General features: G+C 74.1%; 18 protein-coding genes. 9 read left to right on the top strand and 9 right to left on the bottom strand.

All coding sequences use genetic code 11. From position 1 onward, the window contains the following. Window positions 1–8: 8 nt before the first annotated feature. The gene (locus IE217_RS13950; RefSeq protein ID WP_190178143.1) at window positions 9–860 is read left to right on the top strand and encodes a lytic polysaccharide monooxygenase auxiliary activity family 9 protein; all 852 of its coding nucleotides are present in this window, start codon (window positions 9–11) and stop codon (window positions 858–860) included. Window positions 861–896: 36 nt separating this feature from the next. Here the strand turns inward: IE217_RS13950 and IE217_RS13945 are convergent, their stop codons facing one another. Then, on the bottom strand, window positions 897–1,550 hold the full coding sequence (locus IE217_RS13945) for a Tat pathway signal sequence domain protein (RefSeq protein WP_190178142.1): 654 nt from the start codon (window positions 1,548–1,550) through the stop codon (window positions 897–899). 550 nt (window positions 1,551–2,100) lie between these two features. On the opposite strand from IE217_RS13945, the gene IE217_RS13940 reads away from it, so the two are divergent. Together IE217_RS13940 and IE217_RS13935 are read left to right on the top strand one after the other, a co-directional pair. Next, window positions 2,101–2,766 (top strand): DUF6230 family protein, encoded by a 666-nt coding sequence (locus tag IE217_RS13940; protein ID WP_190178222.1) that lies wholly within the window; start codon window positions 2,101–2,103, stop codon window positions 2,764–2,766. Window positions 2,767–2,770: 4 nt separating this feature from the next. After that, the gene (locus IE217_RS13935; RefSeq protein WP_190178141.1) at window positions 2,771–3,229 is read left to right on the top strand and encodes a DUF6114 domain-containing protein; all 459 of its coding nucleotides are present in this window, start codon (window positions 2,771–2,773) and stop codon (window positions 3,227–3,229) included. On the opposite strand, the gene tatA is transcribed toward IE217_RS13935, so the two are convergent. After that, window positions 3,216–3,491 carry a Sec-independent protein translocase subunit TatA gene (gene tatA / locus IE217_RS13930; RefSeq protein ID WP_190178140.1) on the bottom strand — a complete coding sequence of 92 codons (276 nt, stop codon included), beginning with the start codon at window positions 3,489–3,491 and terminating at the stop codon, window positions 3,216–3,218. The genes IE217_RS13935 and tatA overlap by 14 nt on opposite strands. Window positions 3,492–3,607: 116 nt before the next feature. Here tatA and IE217_RS13925 point away from each other — a divergent pair, with 116 nt between their 5' ends. After that, a complete protein-coding gene (locus IE217_RS13925; protein ID WP_190178139.1) occupies window positions 3,608–4,213 on the top strand; it encodes a LytR C-terminal domain-containing protein in 606 nt (201 codons plus the stop codon). Between the two features lies 1 nt (window position 4,214). Here IE217_RS13925 and mgtA read toward each other — a convergent pair whose 3' ends face one another. Further along, window positions 4,215–6,869, bottom strand: coding sequence for a magnesium-translocating P-type ATPase (gene mgtA / locus IE217_RS13920; RefSeq protein WP_190178138.1), 2,655 nt, complete (start codon window positions 6,867–6,869; stop codon window positions 4,215–4,217). After that, window positions 6,859–7,215, bottom strand: coding sequence for an ArsR/SmtB family transcription factor (locus tag IE217_RS13915; RefSeq protein WP_190178137.1), 357 nt, complete (start codon window positions 7,213–7,215; stop codon window positions 6,859–6,861). The genes mgtA and IE217_RS13915 overlap by 11 nt, the downstream gene beginning before the upstream one ends. Before the next feature lie 183 nt (window positions 7,216–7,398). Between IE217_RS13915 and IE217_RS13910 the strand changes: the two genes are divergently transcribed. Beyond that, window positions 7,399–7,854, top strand: coding sequence for a tellurite resistance TerB family protein (locus IE217_RS13910; protein ID WP_190178136.1), 456 nt, complete (start codon window positions 7,399–7,401; stop codon window positions 7,852–7,854). 34 nt (window positions 7,855–7,888) lie between these two features. On the opposite strand, the gene IE217_RS34680 is transcribed toward IE217_RS13910, so the two are convergent. Both IE217_RS34680 and IE217_RS13895 read right to left on the bottom strand, forming a co-directional pair. Beyond that, window positions 7,889–10,210: an aromatic amino acid lyase gene (locus tag IE217_RS34680; RefSeq protein WP_229865279.1), complete on the bottom strand. Its 2,322-nt coding sequence runs from the start codon at window positions 10,208–10,210 to the stop codon at window positions 7,889–7,891. A gap of 10 nt (window positions 10,211–10,220) precedes the next feature. Next, entirely contained in the window at window positions 10,221–11,186 is a 966-nt protein-coding gene (locus IE217_RS13895) for an ABC transporter substrate-binding protein (RefSeq protein WP_190178135.1), read from the bottom strand. A 364-nt stretch (window positions 11,187–11,550) separates the two neighbouring features. Between IE217_RS13895 and IE217_RS13890 the strand changes: the two genes are divergently transcribed. The 4 genes from IE217_RS13890 to IE217_RS13875 are packed head-to-tail and all read left to right on the top strand — an operon-like array spanning window position 11,551 to window position 15,826. Next, window positions 11,551–14,313: a sensor histidine kinase gene (locus IE217_RS13890; protein WP_190178134.1), complete on the top strand. Its 2,763-nt coding sequence runs from the start codon at window positions 11,551–11,553 to the stop codon at window positions 14,311–14,313. After that, window positions 14,310–14,786, top strand: a complete 477-nt coding sequence (locus IE217_RS13885; protein WP_190178133.1) for a roadblock/LC7 domain-containing protein — start codon at window positions 14,310–14,312, stop codon at window positions 14,784–14,786. The genes IE217_RS13890 and IE217_RS13885 overlap by 4 nt, the downstream gene beginning before the upstream one ends. 34 nt (window positions 14,787–14,820) lie before the next feature. Further along, window positions 14,821–15,237, top strand: a complete 417-nt coding sequence (locus IE217_RS13880; protein WP_189705152.1) for a DUF742 domain-containing protein — start codon at window positions 14,821–14,823, stop codon at window positions 15,235–15,237. After that, entirely contained in the window at window positions 15,224–15,826 is a 603-nt protein-coding gene (locus IE217_RS13875) for a GTP-binding protein (protein WP_190178132.1), read from the top strand. Before IE217_RS13880 ends, IE217_RS13875 begins: the two co-directional genes overlap by 14 nt. A gap of 78 nt (window positions 15,827–15,904) precedes the next feature. On the opposite strand, the gene IE217_RS13870 is transcribed toward IE217_RS13875, so the two are convergent. The 3 genes from IE217_RS13870 to IE217_RS13860 are packed head-to-tail and all read right to left on the bottom strand — an operon-like array spanning window position 15,905 to window position 18,434. Further along, entirely contained in the window at window positions 15,905–16,573 is a 669-nt protein-coding gene (locus IE217_RS13870; RefSeq protein WP_190178131.1) for an ABC transporter permease, read from the bottom strand. Continuing rightward, window positions 16,570–17,292, bottom strand: a complete 723-nt coding sequence (locus IE217_RS13865; protein ID WP_190178130.1) for an ABC transporter permease — start codon at window positions 17,290–17,292, stop codon at window positions 16,570–16,572. Before IE217_RS13865 ends, IE217_RS13870 begins: the two co-directional genes overlap by 4 nt. After that, window positions 17,289–18,434, bottom strand: a complete 1,146-nt coding sequence (locus IE217_RS13860) for an ABC transporter ATP-binding protein (RefSeq protein ID WP_190178129.1) — start codon at window positions 18,432–18,434, stop codon at window positions 17,289–17,291. The genes IE217_RS13865 and IE217_RS13860 overlap by 4 nt, the downstream gene beginning before the upstream one ends. Window positions 18,435–18,527: the final 93 nt, after the last annotated feature.

Genomic DNA, 18,527 nt, shown 5'->3' with positions numbered 1-18,527 from the left:
ACTTCGCGATGACGCGCATCACCGCCCCGCTCAAGGTCACGGGCGCCGCCGTGGCCGCGTCGGCCCTGCTCACCGTGGGGACGGCCACCCCGGCCTTCGCCCACGGCGCCCCCACCGACCCGGTCAGCCGGGTGTTCGCCTGCTCGCCCGACGGCGGCGCCCGGGCTGGTTCGGCGGCCTGCCGTGCGGCCGTCGCCGCGAACGGCGCGCCCTTCACCGCCTGGGACAACCTGCGCGTGCCGGGCGTCGACGGCCGGGACCGCCGGATGATCCCCGACGGGAAGCTGTGCAGCGGCGGGCTGCCCGCCTACAAGGGCCTGGACCTCGCCCGCTCCGACTGGCCCGCCACGCGTCTGACGGCGGGCGCCCGGATGACCATGACGTACGCGTCGACGATCGCGCACCAGGGCACGTTCAGGCTGTATCTGACCAAGCCAGGCTACGATCCGTCCAGGCCGCTGAGCTGGTCGGAGATCCCGGACCGCCCCTTCGCCCAGGTGACGGACCCGGCGCTGACGGGCGGGGCCTACCACATCCCGGCGAAGCTGCCCGCCGACCGCACGGGCCACCATGTGCTGCTCACCGTCTGGCAGAACAGCAGCACGCCGGACACCTACTACTCGTGCTCCGACGTGGTGCTGACGAAGGCGGCGGGCACGGCGGCCCCGTCCCACGCGGGGCCCGCGCCCGCCTCCACGGCGCGGACCGCGCCCGCCTCCACGGCGCCCGACAGCAGCCCGGTGGCCGCGGCCACGGACTCCGGTTCGGGTCCGTCCGCACCCATGGTGGCGGGCGGCGCCGCCGCGGTGCTGGTGCTCACCGGGGGCGCCGCCCTGGCCCTGCGTCTGCGCAGGCGGTGAGTTCGCCTGCTATGGCGAACTCCCGTGCCGTGGCGATCAGTTGACGTAGACGGAGGCGCCCGCGTCGGTCACCGGGGCGTACTTGGCGGTGAAGTAGCCGCTGCTGAAGCACAGCGACGAGCCGGACGTCTTGGTGAACTGCTGGTTGGTGAAGCTGATGCTGTTGTCGGCGTTGTCGGCCTTGCCGTTCAGACTGGGTGCCTGGTAGACGCAGGTGATGCTGCCCAGCAGCGTGCGCAGCCTGACCGTGGTCTGGATGGTGGAGCCGGCGGCGGGGGTCACGGTGAGGGTGCCGTCGGAGGCCACGGTAGTGGTGTACGGCAGGTGGTCGACCGTGATGCCGCTGACGCCGAGCACACCGGTGACGTTGCTGGTGCAACTGCCGCTGTCGAAGGTGTGCCCGGTCACCGACTCGGTCGCCGTGCCCGGCGCGGCCGGGTTGTCGGTGGCGGTGGCGGTGAACGTGGAGGAGGTGCACGAGACGCCGCTGGTGCCGGTCGCGCTGGAGTAGAGGGTGGCCTTGGTGCCGCTCGCCAGCTGGGCGGTGAGGACGTCGCCGACGGCGACCGGGGTGCCGCCGGTGCCGCCCGTGGTGAGCACGGCGCCGCCGTCCGCGAAGGCGGGGGAGACCGCCGGCAGACAGAGCGCGGCGCTCGCGGCGGCGAGGGTGAGGAGGGGACGCGTACGCATACGGGAACCTCGATTCTGGGTGGGGGGTCGAGGCCGTCGTCGGCCCGTGAACGCCTTCTCCGTACGTGACGGACCGGCGACGGCAGCCGGCCGGTGACCGGCCGGAGGCCCGGGGGGAAGGCCTCCGGCCGGGCCGGGGCAGGGGGAGGAACGGCACGCACCGGCCGATGGGCGGTGTCGCGCCGAGGAGGGAAGAGCCCGGGAACCGCGCGGCGCGCTGTGCCGCCGTGCGACGGATCCGGCGCCACGGATCCGGCGGAGCCAGGCAGAGTTGTAGACCCGTTCGTCGGTCAACGTCAAGGCGCAGCAAGGAAGTTGACGATCGGCCAAGGCGGCGCCACACGATGGGCACCTTTCTTTCACAAGTGCCTTGACCCGAAAATGTAACCACCGGTAACTTCCGAGTCGGCTACTGCCGCGTAACGAGAAAGCCCTTGCATCCGCCGGGAGGTGCGGGGCGTGCGCCGCAGCCGCTGTCCGCGCCAGGGCAGCGGGCCGCTGAACTCAGTACGGGCACTGACCACGCATGACTATGCGCATGGGAGCAGACATGGCCGCCTCCTCGGACCTCTCACCCTCCAGCGAGCACTCCCCCGGACATCCGGAAAGCGTTTCCCGCGCGGACAGACGCGGCCGGGTCCGGCTGCGCCGCGCGGCCGTCATGGCGGTGCCGGCGACCCTGGCCGCCGCGGGACTGGCCGTGCTCACCGCCCAGGGCGCCCTGGGCGTGCAGTTCGCGATATCCGGGATGCCCTTCACGGTCACCGCGACCGAGCTGAACGGCACCGGCTTCGAGCAGTTCGGCGCCCTGGACAACATGGCCGCGGACAGCCCGAACGCCGGCGACACCGGCGGGCAGGTGCTGGTGGTGACCTCCGCCATCAAGAACGCGACGCTCACCAGGCTGTGCCAGAGCGTCGACCTCGGCGGAACCAACCTGATGATCACCGCGGGCAGCGGTTCCGACAAGGTGCAGGCCACCGACCTGACGACCGACTCCACCGAGCTGTCGGGCGACGCCTCGTTCAACAAGATCGAGATCGGCAACGACGCGAGCACCCTGGACAAGGCGGCCGTCCGGGGTCCCAAGGGCGTGTTCAGCCAGCAGGCGGACACCGTCCGGATCGCCAACCTGCGGCAGACCAACTACGCGACGACGGCGGGCGTGTTCAAGCTGCCCGGCCTCAAGCTGCGCTTCAGCGACTCGGGTTGCTGAACCGATGACGGCCGACGCACACGCCGGTGAGCCGGCGCCGGAAGCCCGGCGCCGGAACCCGAGGGCCGCCTTCCGCCGCTGGCGCTCCCAGCGCCCCTTCTGGGGCGGGCTGTTGCTCACCCTGGGCGGGGCCGAGATCCTGCTCACCGAGAAGGCCTCGCTGAAGGTCGTCCTGCACATCGGCATGCAGGGGCTGGCCGGCTATCTGCTGCCCGTGCTGATGGTGCTGTGCGGACTGCTGACCCTCTTCAACCCGGCCCAGCGCCTCTTCTACTCCCTCACCGGCATCCTGCTGTCCCTGGGGACCTGGCTCACCTCGAACCTGGGCGGCTTCCTCGTCGGCCTCCTCCTCGGGGCGACGGGCAGCTGCCTCGTCTTCGGCTGGCTGCCCGACCAGGAACCGCGGCGCGGCCGCCGGCAACGGCGCAGGGAGGCGGCCGCCGCCACGCTCAGTCGGAGGTGACCGGCGACTGAGCCGCCGCGGCGCGGGTCGCCTCCGCGCCCGTGCGGACGGCGGTCGGCTCCACGGTGTGGACGCCGGCCGGCGTCGCGGGCGCGTCGGCGGGGCCGCTCTCGTCCTTCATGGCCTTCGCCTCGCTCTTGAGGATGCGCATCGACTTGCCCAGCGCGCGGGCGGTGTCCGGCAGCTTCTTCGAGCCGAACAGCACGATGACCACGATCGCCACGATCAGCAGGTGCCAGGGTTCCAGCCCGTTGCGGAGCATGACCTCGCCCTCCCTTTCCTCACGTCATTCCTGTCGTACGTCCTGCCGGACCGGCCGGACACAGTTGCTACATTGCGCAACTGTAGTACAAGCCGGACGGAGAGACAGGGGTAGGCATGGCCCACTTCAGCGGCCGCCGGGTGCGTATGGCGCTCGCCGTCGGCATCTGTCTGCTGGCGGTGGCGGCGGGCTGGGCGTATCTGAGGCCACTGGTCGCCGGCTCCTCCGGCACCCCTGCCGGTGGCCACGCCGTCCTCGGCGGCCCCGACGCCGGCCGGACCGGGCCGCGACCCGGCACGAGGTGCCGCGCGGGAGGGAGACCGCCGGGGCGTGCCGGTGACCGGCGCGCGGCCGTCGCGGGCGACGGCGTCAGGGTCGCCGTCTACGACGGCACCACCGTGGGCGGCCTGGCCGCCCGGGCCGCCGCCGCGCTCACCGCGCACGGCTTCACCGTCACCACCACGGCCGCCGCGCGCACCCGGGACCACACCGCCACGCTCGTCGAGTACGGGCCGGGTCTGCACGCCCGGGCCAGGACCGTCGCCGCGGCCCTCGACGGCGCCGAGCTGCGCCCGGTGCCCGCGGCCGGGATCGCCGTCGTGATCGGCCGCTCGTACGCCGGCGCCCCGCCCGGGGCCACGGCGTCCCCGGGTCCGGCCCAGGTGCCCGCCCGGGCGGCGGCGAACGCCCGCCCGGCCGACGGGGGCGCCTGCTGGAACTGACCTACGGCTGAGCCGCGCCGCGCTCGTGACGCCTCACGGCCACCGCGAGGGCGAGCGCGTACAGCGCCAGGACGGCGGCGAGCATCAGGTAGTACGGCGCCGGGAGCACCGTCAGGCCGAGCGGCGGGCCGAGGGGTCCGGCCGGCAGCAGCAGCGCGGCCACCACGAGGGCGGCCGCCGCCCGGCCGACCGGGCCGAGGGCCCGTCGCGCGCCCGGCACGCGGGCGCCGCGCCCGGTGCGCAGCAGCACCATCACCAGGGCCTGCGTCAGCAGGTTCTCGGTGAACCAGGCCGTGTGGAAGACCGCCTCGTCGTTGAGCGCGTCCGGGCCCCGCAGGGCGGCGGCGAGGACGGCGAAGGTGGCGAGGTCGGCGACCGCGTTCAGCGCGCCGAAACCGGTGATGAAGCGCAGGAACGCGCGCGGCCGCAGCACGGTCGGGCGGCGCAGCGCCGAGGCGTCCGGGCGGTCGTGGGCGAAGGCCGCCTGGGCGGAGTCGAAGCACAGGTTCTGCACGAGCACCTGCGCCGGGAGCATCGGCAGGAAGGGCAGCAGGAGGCCCGCGGCGAGCATCGCGATGACGTTGCCGAGGTTGGAGGAGAGCGTGACGCGCAGATAGGAGGCGATGTTGGCGCTGGCGTGGCGCCCGGCGGTGACGGCGTGCCCGATCGCGGTGAGGTCCTTGTCCGCGAGGACCACGTCGGCGCTCTCCCGGGCGGCGTCGCAGGCTGCGCGCGGGGCTATGCCGACGTCGGCGGCGCGCAGGGCGGGGACGTCGTTGACGCCGTCGCCGAGGAAGCCCACGGTGTGCCCGGCGTCCCGCAGGGCGGCCACGACGCGCGCCTTGTCCCCCGGGGTGCAGCGGGCGACGACGGTGGCGCGGGCGGCCTCGGCGCCGAGGTCGCCGGCGGACGCCCGGCCGGCGTCCACGACCTCGGCGGCCGCCACGGGGAGTCCGAGGTCGCGGCAGGCCCGCACGGCGGTGCCGGAGTGGTCGCCGGTGAGGATCTTCACCGTGACGCCGGATTCGGTGAGGCGGCGCAGGGCCTCGGACGCGGTCGGGGCGAGTTCGTCGCGGAAGGCGACCAGGCCGCCGAAGGTCAGGCCGCGCTCGTCGGCGGGGGTGTAGGCGCGGGCGGCGCGGGCGGGGCGTTCGGCCGTCGCCAGGGCGATCAGCCGGAGCCCGTCCGCCGCCTGGCGTGCGGCGAGCGCGCTCACGCGGTCGCGTTCGGCGGGCGTGAGGACGCAGCGGTCCAGTACGTCCTCCACGGCGCCCCGGACGAGCAGGACGTGCGTGCCGGGCCGGCCCGTGACCACGGCGGTGGACAGGCGCCGTACCGGATCGAACGGGACGGCCGCGATGCCGTCGTACTCCTCGCCGGCCGCCCCGGCGGCCTCCAGCAGGGCCGCGTCGAGGGCGTCCGGCGCGGGCAGTTCGGCGAGCTGGAGGGTCCACCAGGCGCCGGCCGCGGCCCGGCGCAGCACCTCGGGGTCCTCCCGCCCGTCCGCGCCGAGGGCGTGCGCGACCACCGGCCGGTCCTGGGTGAGGGTGCCGGTCTTGTCGACGCACAGCACGTCGACGGCGCCCAGGTCGTGCAGCGCGGGGAGCCTCTTGACGATGACGCCGTGGGTGCGGGCGAGCAGCCGGGCGCCGCGGGCCAGGCAGGTGGTGACGATCACCGGGAGCATCTCGGGGGTGAGCCCGACGGCGACCGCGACGGCGAAGGGCAGCGTCTCCAGGCCCCGTCCGCGCAGCGCGGCGTTCGCCATCAGCACCAGCGGCGGGGTCAGCAGCATGAACCGGATCAGCACCCAGGAGATGCCGTGCACCGACCGGTCGAAGGCGCTCGGCTCCCGCACGACCGCCGCGCCGTGGGCCGAGGCGCCTTCCGCGGCCTTCCTGGCGCGGCCCCGGACGAACCGGGCGGCCGTCGTGGCGTGCGCCGAGGCGAACCGGGTGCGCGCGCCCGTGGCGACCACCACGGCGGTGGCCGTGCCGGTCGCCACGCCGCTGCCCTGGAAGCACAGGTGCGGCCACGAGAACGGGCCGCCGGTCTCCGTCCGCTGCCCGGGCACCTGGACGGCGGTCTTGGCGACGGGCGCCGACTCGCCGGTGAGGGCGGCCTGGCGCACGGTCAGCCCGCGGGCGCGCAGCAGCCGTACGTCCGCCGGTACGAGGTCGCCGGGCCCGAGCCGGATCACGTCGCCGGGCACCAGCTCCGCCACCGGCACCTCCCGTACGCGGGGCCGGTCCTCGCCGGGCGGGCGGCGCAGCACCGTGGCGGTGCCGGCGACCAGTTCGCGCAGCGCCGCCATGGAACGGTCGGCGCGGTGCTCGCCGCTCGCGCGCAGCACGCAGCTGACGGCGACCAGACCGAGGATGACCGCGGCCGTCCCCCAGGAGGAGACGAGGGTGGAGATCAGGCCGAGGCAGAGCAGTACGGCGGTGAACGGGTCGCGCAGGGCGCGCACGCACAGCAGGGGCCAGGAGGCGGTGCGGACCTCGGGGACGGTGTTCTCACCGGCCGACGCCAGCCGGCTCTCGGCCTCGGCCTCGGTCAGCCCGCGCGGGCCGCTGTCCAGGTCGCGCAGCACCTGGAGGGTCGTACCGTCGGGCGGCGCGACGCCGACGTCGGCCGCGGCGACCTCAGAGGCCACGGAGGCGGCGCGCCGGGGCGTCGGCCGGGGCGGCGCGGCCGGAGAGGCGGTCCACCATGAGGCGCACGACGTCGACGACGTCGGGGTCGTCGACGAAGTAGACCTGGCGGCGTCCCTCACGGCGGGAGCGGACGAGTCCGGCGAGCTTGAGCTTGGTCAGGTGCTGGCTGACCGCGGGCAGCGCGCCGCCGACCCGCTCCGCGAGCCCGGTGACGTCGCTCTCGCCCTGCGCCAGCGCCCACACGATGTGCAGACGGGCGGGCGAGGCGAGCAGCCCGAAGGCCGCGGCCGCCTCCGCGAGCACGTCGGCGGACGGGTCCTCGAAGCCTCGGCCGGCTGCCGCCACGGTCGTCGTCCTCCTCGTTCCACCACCCCGCGCGGGGTTCCGTGCCCGGGTGCGGGCCGCACCAGTGTAGGCGTCCCTTCCCGTTCTGAGTCCGCCGGAACTTCTCCGCGGCCCCGTTAGTTTCTACGTTGCTGTAGATCCGTCGCGTTCTCGTACGAGACCGACACGACACTTGGAGAGCACATGGCCCTGTGGGACCGCGTCAAGGAGTCCGCGACGCAGATGCAGACCCAGCTGGTGGCGAAGAAGAACGATCTGAAGAGCGGTGCCTTCCGGGACGCGAGCATGGCGATGTGCGCGCTCGTGGCGGCCGCCGACGGCACCGTCGACCCGTCCGAGCGGCAGCGCGTCGCCCAGCTGATCGCCACCAACGAGGTCCTGCAGAACTTCCCGGCGGACGATCTGCGCCGTCGCTTCGAGGAGAACCTGAACAGGCTGACCACCGACTTCGACTTCGGCAAGGTGAGCGTGCTCCAGGAGATCGCCAAGGCGAAGAAGAAGCCGGCCGAGGCGCGCGCGGTCGTCCAGATCGGCATCGTCATCGGCGGTGCGGACGGCGACTTCGACAAGACCGAGCAGGCCGTGGTCCGCGAGGCCTGCTACACGCTGGACCTTCCGCCGCACGAGTTCGACCTGTAGGACGCGGCGGGCCGCGGGTGCCGGCCGCGTCCTCTCAGAGACCGGCCAGCACCCGCAGCAGTCCGGCCGCCGCGGTGACGTCCGCCGTCAGCGGCCGGTCCTCGGTTCCGGTGGGCAGCGCGGCGTCCGCCACGGCGAACGCGGCGGCGCGCGGCTCGTCGGGCCGCATCCGCGACGCCCGTACGGCGCTGACGACTTCGCAGGCCAGTACGGTGGCGTAGGCGTCGACCGCGCGCAGGGACTGCCGGGCGGCCTGGGAGGCGAAGCTCGCCGCCTCCTCCAGGCCGTGGGAGAGCACCGCGTGACCCGCCGAGGCGGGCGCGGCGCACGCACGCAGCTCGGCGAGCGCGGAGTTGGCGGTGTACTCCAGGATCATCGTGCCCGAGCTGCTCGCCGGGCCGGCCGCGAGGAAGGCCGGCAAGCCGGTGAGATCCGGCCGGCCAAGCGCGGTCAGGCGGGCGGCGGAGAGCTGGGCCGTCTGCAGCACGGCCAGGTTCAGGGCGTCCAGGGCCAGGCCCAGCGGGGCCGCGTAGAAGCCGCCGTGGTGGTGGGCGGCGGTGCCGTCGGCGGCGATGAGGGGGTTCTCCGAGGGGCAGTTGGCCTCCACCTCGACGATGCGGCGCAGCGCGTCGGCCGCGTCCAGGGCGGGGCCGTGCGCCTGCGGGAAGGCGCGGAAGCCGAACGGGTCCTGCACGCGCGCGCCGGGCCGCTCCCTGGGGCCGGCCAGCCGCCTCACCTCGGCGGCGGCGCGGGCGATGCCGGGATAGGGCCGCAGCGCGTGCACCTCGGCGGCGTAGGCCTCCAGCGACCCGGAGACCGCCTCGAGCGACAGGGCCGCCACGGCGTGCGCGGCCCGCAGCAGCACATCAAGGTCATGGCAGGCCAGCGCGGCCTGCCCGAGCGTCAGCGCGTTACTGCTGAGCAGCGCCAGCGCGTCTCCCGGTCCCGGGACGACGGGCGCGGGCAGCTCGGGGAGGCCGGGCGCGGGCAGCTCTGGGAGGCCGGGGGTGGGTCCGGGTGGCTCGGGCGCCGTGGGTTGCCCGCCGGCGGCTGCCCGGCCGGACCCTCCGGCTGCGGTGCCGGCCGCTCCCGGGCCGTGGCGGTCCGCCGGTGGCGCCGAGAGTGCCGTCGCCGGGTGCGGGTCCTCGCCGACGGCACCGCCCGCTCCCCGTCCGTGGCGGTCCGCCGGTGGCGCCGGGAGTGCCGTTGCCGAGTGCGGGCCTTCGCCGACGGCACCGCCCGCTCCCCGTCCGTGGCGGTCCGCCGGTGGCGCCGGGAGTGCCGTTGCCGAGTGCGGGTCCTCGCCGACGGCACCGCCCGCTCCCCGTCCGTGGCGGTCCGCCGGTGGCGCCGGGGGCGCGGTTGCCGAGTGCGGGCCTTCGCCGACGGCACCGCCCGCTCCCCGTCCGTGGCGGTCCGCCGGTGGCGCCGGGAGTGCCGTTGCCGGGTGCGGGTCCTCGCCGACGGCTGCGCCCGGGGCGGGGTGGTGCGCCGAGGCGGGTGCCGGGTGGGGGGTCTCCGGGTCGGTGGTGCGCCACTGCGTGGGGAGGCCGGCGGTCGGTGCGGCCTCGGGTGCGGGGGGCTCGTCGACGCGCCACTGTCTGGGCAGGGTGATCGTCGCCTGGTCCGCCGCGTCCCCGGCCGGGTCGCCGCGCCATTGGGCGGGCAGGCCTGCGAGGGCGGCCTCCGCCTGCGGGCGGTCGCCGTCGGCCTGACGCGGGCCGGGCATGGCGGCGGGTCCCCCGACGGGGCGGGCCGGGCCGGGGAGGCCGCCCGGTGCCGTGGGAGTGGGAGCCGGGCGCGGGTCGTGCTGCGCGTCCGTGTGCCAGGGGCGTTCGCCGATCAGGGTCAGGCCCGTCTGGGCGAGGGCCGTCAGGTCGCCGGTGCCGAGGCTGCCGTATTCGCTGACCGCCGGGTGGACGCGCAGGCGCAGGGCCTCGGCGAGGGCGGTGACGAAGGCGGGCTGGATGCCGGAGCCGCCGGCCAGCAGCTGGTTGGCGCGGATCGCCAGCATCGCGCGGACCTGCCGGACGGGCACCGCCGCCCCGGCGCCGCCCGCGTGGCTGCGCAGCAGCCTCAGCCCGTGCTCCGTCTCGTCGTGCGCGTCGACCGGCACCGACCGGTGGGCGCCCACGCCGGTGCCCCGACCGTAGAGCCGTCCGCCCGCGGCGAGCCGGGCCGCCGCCAGCCAGGACCGGCGGGCGCGCTCCAGCGCCTGCGGCGCCACGGCCGGCACGGCCTCCGCGTCGGCGAGGCGGACCACCGCGGCCAGGCCGAGGCCGCGTCCGTCCAGCACGACAGGGGTGTCCCCGGTGTCCGGGGACACCCGCGCCGCTGCTCCGGTGGTGCCGTCCAACTGCGGTGGGTCAGACGAGACCCGCGGACTTCAGCCAGGCCTTGGCCACGTCCAGCGGGTCCTTGTTCTGCGACTGGACCTGGGTGTCCAGGTCCAGCAGGGTGGCGGTGTCCAGCTTGGCGGAGACCGCGTTGAGCGCGTCCACGCCCTTCTGGTCCAGTCCGCTCTTGTAGACCAGCGGCTGGACGTTCTCGAACCCGAAGAGGTTCTTCGGGTCCTGCAGGACGACGAACTTCTCCTTGGAGATGGTCGGGTCCGTGGTGAAGACGTCCGCCGCCTGCACAGTGTTCTTCTTCAGCGCGGCCTGGGTCAGCGGGCCGCCCGCGTCCAGTGCCTTGAAGGACTTGAACTCCAGGCCGTACACCGACTTCAGGCCGAGCAGCCCCTGCTGGCGGGTCTGGAACTCCGGCGAGCCGCCGATGACCAGGTCCTTCGCCGCGCCCTTGAGGTCGGCGATGGTGGACGTGGCGGTGAGGTTGTACTTCTTCGCCGTCTCCTGGTTGACGGTGACGGAGTCCTTGTCCTGCGCGGGCGCCGGCTCGAGCAGCGTCAGCTTGGGGTCGAGCTTGGCGTTGATGGCGGCCGTCGTGGCGGCGACCGTCTTCGGGGCGGCGTTCTTGTCGAGGTAGGCCAGCAGCGCGCCGTTGTACTCGGGCAGCACGGTGATGGACCCGTTCTTGAGCAGGCCGTAAGTGGTCTCGCGGCTGCCGATGTTGGGCTTGTACGTGACCTTGACGCCCTTGGCCTTGAGGGCCTCGCCGTAGATGTCGGCGATCAGGATGCTCTCGGCGAAGTTGTTGGAGCCGACCACGACGGTGCCGCCGCTCGCCTTGCCGTCTCCCGAGAGGGGGTTGTCGGACTTGTTGTCGGAGGACGACGAACACCCGGCGACGAGCGCCGCGGTGGCGGCGAGTGCGACGGCGGCCGCGCCGGGGTGTCGCGTACTGGACCTGGTGCTCTTCGCGTAAGAAGTCACAATTCCCGTTCCGGGCTCGGAAGTCGATGGCAGGTGGTGGAGCACTGCCGGCGGCAGGGGCGCACGGGGCGCGGGGCACCGCACTTCACTGATCCAATCCAGCGACTTCTCGGTCAGTCAAGAGGCCCTGGGTCACCGATTGGCTTCGATCAGTGGCCAGTTGTGGAGGCGGAGCGTCGGCTTCGTAACACATTCTTGACATTGGACGTGGCAAAGGAGGCTTTGAAGAGGCGGTAGGTTCGGGGCAGTTGGCGTCGGCCACAGCGGTATACGGGGACCGCTCCGGTGTCGTTGCGCAGCACTGTTGTCACGACCGTGCCCGGGTGGAGACTCCCGGGTGGCAACACCCTCAGAAGGAGGCCCGGTGTCCACGAACGAGGTGGACGCGTCCACCCGTCCGGCCACGCCGCCCTCGTCGCCCCCACCGGGCGGCCCCGGCGCGTTCGCCGACCGGTGGCCCTTCCGGCGCAAGCTCAACGTCCTGGTCGGCGTGCCGCTGGCCATGGTCGCCGTACTGCTCACCTACCTGATCGCCGATCAGGTGGGCCAGGCCCGCGGCGCGGCGTCCGCGGCCCGCCTGGTGCGCGACAGCGCGCAGGTGGCGACGCTGGTCGACCGGGTGGAGGCGGAGCACCAGCAGGCCATCCTGCTCTCCGTGCGCTTCGAGTCCCAGGGCTCCGGCGCCCGCCCCCCGATCACCGCCTACCGCCGGGCGCAGGCCGCGGTGGACGCCCAGGTCGCGCGCGTGCGGCGCACGTTCGGGGACCGGCTGCCGGACACCGAGGCACAGGCGCTCAAGGAGATCGAGGGCCTGACGAGCCTGCGCCAGACGATCGAGCAGAGCTATCTGCCCGCCGACAACATCGACCCCGCGTACACGGGCGCCGCGAAGAACCTGATCGACGGTCTCGGCCTCGACCGCAACGCCGCCCTCGCGGCCACCTTCACCGGCAACCTGCTCGACTCGCTGCTGCGCGCCGACGCCGCCCACAGCTCCTTCGAGACCAGCGTGTTCTCGGCGACCACCGGGGACAGCAACGCGCTCATCGAGTTCACCGCCGCGGTCGGCTCCTACGAGCTCTACACCTACCAGGCCGACCGCTTCTCCCGGTTCGCCACCGAGGCGCAGGCCGACCAGCTCGCGGGCATGGAGCACAGCGCGGCCCAGCGCAGGATCGCCGAGGCATACGCCGAGCTGCAGATCGACCCGAGCGGGCTCCAGGCCGGCACCCCCGCCGAGATCCGGAAGGCCTTCCAGGACGCGCTGGACGAGTACCCCGCCTACACCGAGCAGGCGGCGCAGCGGCTGAAGATCGCCTCCTCTCTCATCGACCAGATCGCCGGCCACGCCGCCGGCGCCTCCTCCGACGCCTGGTGGCGGGCCGCCGCGCTGCTCGGCTCCGCCCTGATCGGCTTCCTGCTCTGGCTCGGCTTCTCGGTGGCGGTGCGCCGCTCGGTCGTACGGCCCGTGCAGGCGCTCACCGGGGCCGCGCAGGAGGTGTCGGCCGCCACCAGCCGGGAGCTGGCCCGGGTGGCCGACGACGACGCCGACGACTCCGGGCCGCCGCGGCTGCGGGACGTGCCGGTCACCGCGCGGGACGAGATCGGCGACCTCGCCGAGGCCTTCAACCAGGTGCAGACGACGGCCGCCGCGCTGCTGGAGCGGCAGGTGCTCAGCCGCCGCAACGTCGCCGAGATGTTCGGCAACGTCGGCCGCCGCGTCAGCAATCTGACGACACGCCAACTCGCCCTGATCGACGCGGTGGAGCGGGGCGAGACCGATCCGGCCCTGCTGGAGCGGCTGTACTCCATCGACCACATCGCCGTGCGCCTGCGCCGCAACGCCGACAGCCTGATGCTGCTCGCCGGGATCCGCGAGACCGTCCTGGACTCCGGCCCCACCGAGCTCACCAACGTGGTGCGCGCCGCGCTCGGCCAGATCGAGGGCTACCAGCGGGTCCAGCTGTACGCCGGGACCGAGATCATGGTCGAGCCGGACATCATCGGCGACCTCACCCTGATGGTTGCCGAACTCCTGGAGAACGCGGTGTCGTTCTCGCCCGCGGGCAGCCCGGTGGAGGTGTCCGTGCGGGCGGGCGGCGACGGGGCGTCGATCGTGATCGCCGATCACGGTCTCGGCATGAGCGCGGAGCGCCTCGCCGAGGAGAACGCCCGCCTGATCCGCCGCGAACGCCTCGACGTGGTCCCGACGAAGGTGCTGGGCCTCTTCGTGGTCGGCACCCTGGCCCGCCGCTGGAACGTCACGGCCTCCCTGTCCCGCACCCCGGGCGGCGGCGTGACGGCGGAGATCACCATCCCCTCCACCCTCCTGCTGACCCTGAGCCCGATGACCGCCCCGATCGCGGCGGGCACGGCCGCCGCCACGAACGCGGCACCGCGCGCCGGCTCGGACGCCGACGCGAACGCGCAGGCCGACCCGGACCGTACGGACGCCACGGCCGCCGAGCGGGCGGCCGGCTCCGGACCCCGCCCGGCGGCGGAGCGCCCCGCCACGGACGAGACGACCACACTGCCCCGCCGCCTCCCACGCCGTGACACCCCCGCAGCCGAGGCCTCGCCGGCGGCCGTCACCCCCGCACCCCACGCGGACGCCCCGGACGCCGACCCCGAGCCCCGCCCCGCGGCCGAGCGGCCCGCCCCCGACGACGCGCCCGCGCTGCCGCGCCGGGAGGCGCCTGCGGCCCAGCCCTCCCCGGTCTCGCCGGAAGCCGGTGCGGCGCCCCGCCCGGACGGTCAGCCGTTCATCCCCCGGGCCCGTACGGATTCCGAGGCGCCGTCCGCCCGGCCCGCGTCCGCCGCGTCCCCCCGCCCCCTGCGCCGGCGCGTCCGGGGCGCCACCCTGCGTACCAGCGGTGAAACCGCCGCTCAGCAGGCCACGCCTCAGGGTGCCGTGGCTCCCGCCGACGCCGAGGCCGTGCGGTCCGCTCTCGAGGAGTTCGAGGCCGCCGTGGCACGGGCCCAGCGCGACAGCGACACCGGCACCCACGAGCGCCCCGCCGACCCGGCAGGTCCAGCGGCCGCCACGTCCAGCACCACCCCCGCAACACCAGCACCAGCGCCCCACAGCAGCGACCGGAATGACCTCCCGGAAGGAGCCGAGCAGTGAGCACGTCGACAGGTGACACTCCGACGGGAGGCACCCCGCCGACCGACCTGCAGGCCGCCGCAGCCGACTTCACCTGGCTGCTCAACCGTTTCGCGACCGAGACGGCCGGCGTCGTGGACGCCATCGCCGTCTCCTCCGACGGACTGCTCATCGCGGTCTCGCAGTTGCGCGAGCACGCCGACTCCGAGCGGCTGGCCGCCATCGTCTCGGGCATCACCAGCCTCGCCGCCGGCGCCTCCGGCAACTACGGCCTGGGCGGTCTCAACAAGGTCATCATCGACCTGGAGGGCGGCCACGTCCTGGTCTCCGCGATCGGCAACGGCGCCGTGCTCGGCGTGGTCGCCGACAAGGAGGCCAAACTCGGCAACATCGCCTACGAGATGACGCTGTTCGCCAACCGCGCCGGTGCCGCGCTCAGCCCTCAGCTCGTCCTGGAACTGAAGAACAGCGTCGGCGCCACGCCCACGCGCTGACCGGCCCCGCCGGTCGAGGAAGGAAGACACACCCATGGCGGACGGCCTCACGCCTCCGGGTGGCGATCCGGTGCGCCCCGCCCCCGCCGTACGGCCGTTCCTGGTCACCGCCGGCCGGGTGGCGCCCACCGCCTCCGGCCGCCCGGTGCCCGTGGAGACCCAGGTGGTGGCCACCGCCGCGGGACTCGAGGCGCTGGACGGGCTCGCCTTCGAGCGGCACGACATCGTCGCCGCCTGCCGCCGGCCGCAGTCCATCGCGGAACTCGCGGCCCGGCTGCGGCTGCACCTGAACGTGGTGCGGGTCCTCGCCGAGGACCTGCGCGCCGCCGGACAGCTGACCGTGCACGTGCCCGACTCCGGCGCCACGCACGACGCGGCCGTCCTGCGCAGGGTTATCGATGGCCTGCGGGCCATCCCCGACTCCCGGGGAGTACTCCGTGACACCGACTGAACCCCTCGTCCGCGGCGGTGCGGCCGAGCAGCCCGCCGTACGACCGCCGCTGCCGGTCAAGATGGTGATCGCGGGCGGCTTCGGCGTGGGCAAGACCACCGCCGTCGGCGCCATCTCCGAGATCGAGCCGCTGACCACCGAGGCCTCGATCACCGAGGTCGCGGCCGGCGTGGACGACCTCACCCACACCCCGGCCAAGACCACCACCACGGTCGCGATGGACTTCGGCTGCATCACGATCGACCCGACCCTGAAGCTGTACCTGTTCGGCACGCCGGGACAGGAACGGTTCGGCTTCATGTGGGACGACATCGTCGAGGGCGCGGTCGGCGGGCTGGTCATCGTCGACACCCGCCGCCTGGACGACTGCTACGCGGCCGTCGACTACTTCGAGCACCGGTGCATCCCCTTCGCGGTCGCCCTCAACGCCTTCGACGGCCGCGTGGAGCACTCGCTGGAGGAGGTCCGCTGGGCGCTGGACGTCTCCGAGCACGTCCCGGTGGTCGTCTTCGACGCCCGCGAGCGCGGCTCGGTGCGCGACGCGCTGCTCGTCGTACTGGAACTCGCCCTCGCCCGCACGGAGGGCTGACCCACCGTCACGCTCGGGCGGCAGCGGGCCGGTTGACGGTACGCCTGCCCCGTCCACGGTCCGCTGCCCGCGCGCGGGTCAGGCCCCGCGCCGCACCCCCGGCGACACCGCGACCCGGGCCGCGCCCCAGAAGACGCCGAGGGTCGCCAGGGCGAGGACGGCGACCAGGGTCGCGCCGCCCACCACCTTCTCGTAGTCGCGCTGGTAGAGCCCGTCGATGATGTAGCGGCCCAGTCCGCCGACGCCGATGTACGCGGCGATGGTGGCCGTGGAGACGATCTGGATGGCGGCCGAGCGCAGCCCGCTGAGGATCAGCGGGAGCGCGACGGGCACCTCGACCCGGAACAGGATCCGCGACTCGTGCATGCCCATGCCCCGGGCGGCGTCCACGGGCGAGGGGTCCACCGAGCGCAGCGCCTCGTAGGTGGTCACCAGGATGGGCGGGACGGCGAGGACGACCAGCGGGACCATGACGGGCACCATGCCGAAGCCGACCAGGATGACCATGAGCACCAGCAGGCCGAAGCTGGGCAGGGCGCGCCCGGCGGTGGCGATGAGGGCGAGCGCGTTGCCGCCGCGCCCGTAGTGGCCGGTGACCAGGCCGACGGGCAGGGCGACGGCGGCCGCGATGGCGAGCGCGATCAGGGAGTACTGGACGTGCTCGGCGAGGCGGGTGGGGATGCCGTCGTAGCCGTGCCAGTGGGCGCCGTCGCTGAAGAAGGCGTTGACGAAGTTCAGTACGTTCACCGGACGGCGTCCTCCAGGACGGGCTGCGCGGCCGGCTCGGGCCGGGCGGTGGCGGTCCTGGTCCGCCGGACGCGGCGGGTGCCGCGCGGCATCCAGGGGGTCAGCACGAGCCGTACGAGCACGAGCGCGGCGTCGGCGAGGATGGCGAGGGCCGCGGTGGTGACGACGGAGTTCACCGCGAGTTCGGGCCGGTGGTAGATGTTGGCGTCGTTGAGCAGGTTGCCGAGCGCGCCCTGGTTGCCGATGAGCATGCCGACGCTGACGAGGCTGATGCTGGAGACGGTGGCCACGCGCAGGCCGGCGACGATCGCGGGCACGGCGATCGGCAACTGCACCTGGAAGTAGCGCCGTACGGGTCCGAAACCCATGGCGGTGGCGGCGGCGAGCGTCTCCTGCGGCACCGAGCGCACGCCGTCCACGATGGCCGGGACGAGCACGACCAGGCTGTAGACGGCGAGCGGGATCATCACGGTGAGCTCGGTCTGGCCGGTGTAGTCGATGAGGACGACGAAGAAGGCCAGCGAGGGGATGGCGTACAGGACGGTCGTCAGGCCGAGCACGGGCGGGTAGAGCCAGCGGAACCGCACGCACAGCTGGGCGACGGGCAGGGCGACCACGAGGCCGGCCAGGACCGGCAGCAGGGCCTCGCGCAGGTGCAGTCCGATGAGCCCGAACCAGCTGTGCTGGAGGTCGCTGGGGAGGTCGAAGAAGCGGTTCATCCGGAGACCTCGGCCTCCGTCCCGGCGGCGACGGCGGCGCCCTCGGCGTGGGCGCCGCGGATGGCCTCGCCGATGGTCTGCTGCGAGACGACGCCGACCACGCGGCCGGAGCCGTCCACGCCGACCGCCCAGCCGGTCGGGGAGAGCACGGCCCCGTCGAGCGCGGCGCGCAGCGACTCCTGCCCGTGCTCGAACGGCCTTCCGTACGGCAGCAGTCGGCCCGGATCGATCTCACCGGCCGTCAACTCGCCCGGTTCTGCCCAGCCGAGCGGCCGACCGTCGAGGTCGGTGACGAGGAGGTAGGGCGTGTCGCCGGCGCCGCGGGTGGCGATCTGCTCGGCGGTGGAGTCGACGGCGACGATCGGCGAGGTCTTCAACTCCAGGGCGGACGAGGCGAAGAAGGACAGCCGCCGGATGCCGCGGTCGGTGCCGAGGAAGTCCTCGACGAAGTCGTCGGCGGGCGCGGTGAGCAGTTCGGCGGGCGGGGCGTACTGGGCGAGCCGGCCGCCGGTGCGCAGCACCGCGACCATGGTGCCGAGTTTGATGGCCTCGTCGATGTCGTGGGTGACGAAGACGATCGTCTTGCCCAACTCGTCCTGGATGCGCAGCAGTTCTTCCTGGAGCCCCTTGCGGACGACCGGGTCGACGGCGGAGAACGGCTCGTCCATCAGCAGTACGGGCGGGTCCGCGGCGAGCGCCCGGGCCACACCGACGCGCTGCTGCTGGCCGCCGGAGAGCTGGTAGGGGTACCGCTTGGCGAGCGAGGAGTCGAGTCCGACGCGTTCCATCAGCTCGGCCGCCCGCGCCCGGGCGCGCTGCCGGTTCCAGCCGAGCAGCCGGGGCACGGTCGCTATGTTGTCGAGAATGGTGCGGTGCTGGAAGAGCCCGGCGTTCTGGATGACGTAACCCATCGAGCGGCGAAGGGTGTTGACGGGCTGTTCGCGGATGTCGGCGCCGTCGAGGAGGATGCGGCCCTCGCTCGGCTCGACCATGCGGTTGATCATGCGCAGGGTGGTGGTCTTGCCGCATCCCGACGGCCCGACGAGGACGGTGATCGAGCGGTCCGGTATCTCCAGCGAGAGCCGGTCGACCGCGACCGTGCCGTCCGGATACCGCTTCGTGACTGAGTCTATCCGTATCAAAACGCCGAATGCCCTTCGGGTCTGGCAGTAGCTGCCCGCTCTCGGCCACGGTCGCACGGGCCGTTGCGGGGAGAGTCTAGACGCCGTTCGCCA

The sequence above is a fragment of the Streptomyces naganishii JCM 4654 genome, assembly GCF_014650575.1.
Taxonomy (GTDB): Bacteria; Actinomycetota; Actinomycetes; order Streptomycetales; family Streptomycetaceae; genus Streptomyces; species Streptomyces naganishii.
Note: the sequence above shows the minus strand (reverse complement) of the source record. Positions and strands in the feature narration are given on the sequence as shown.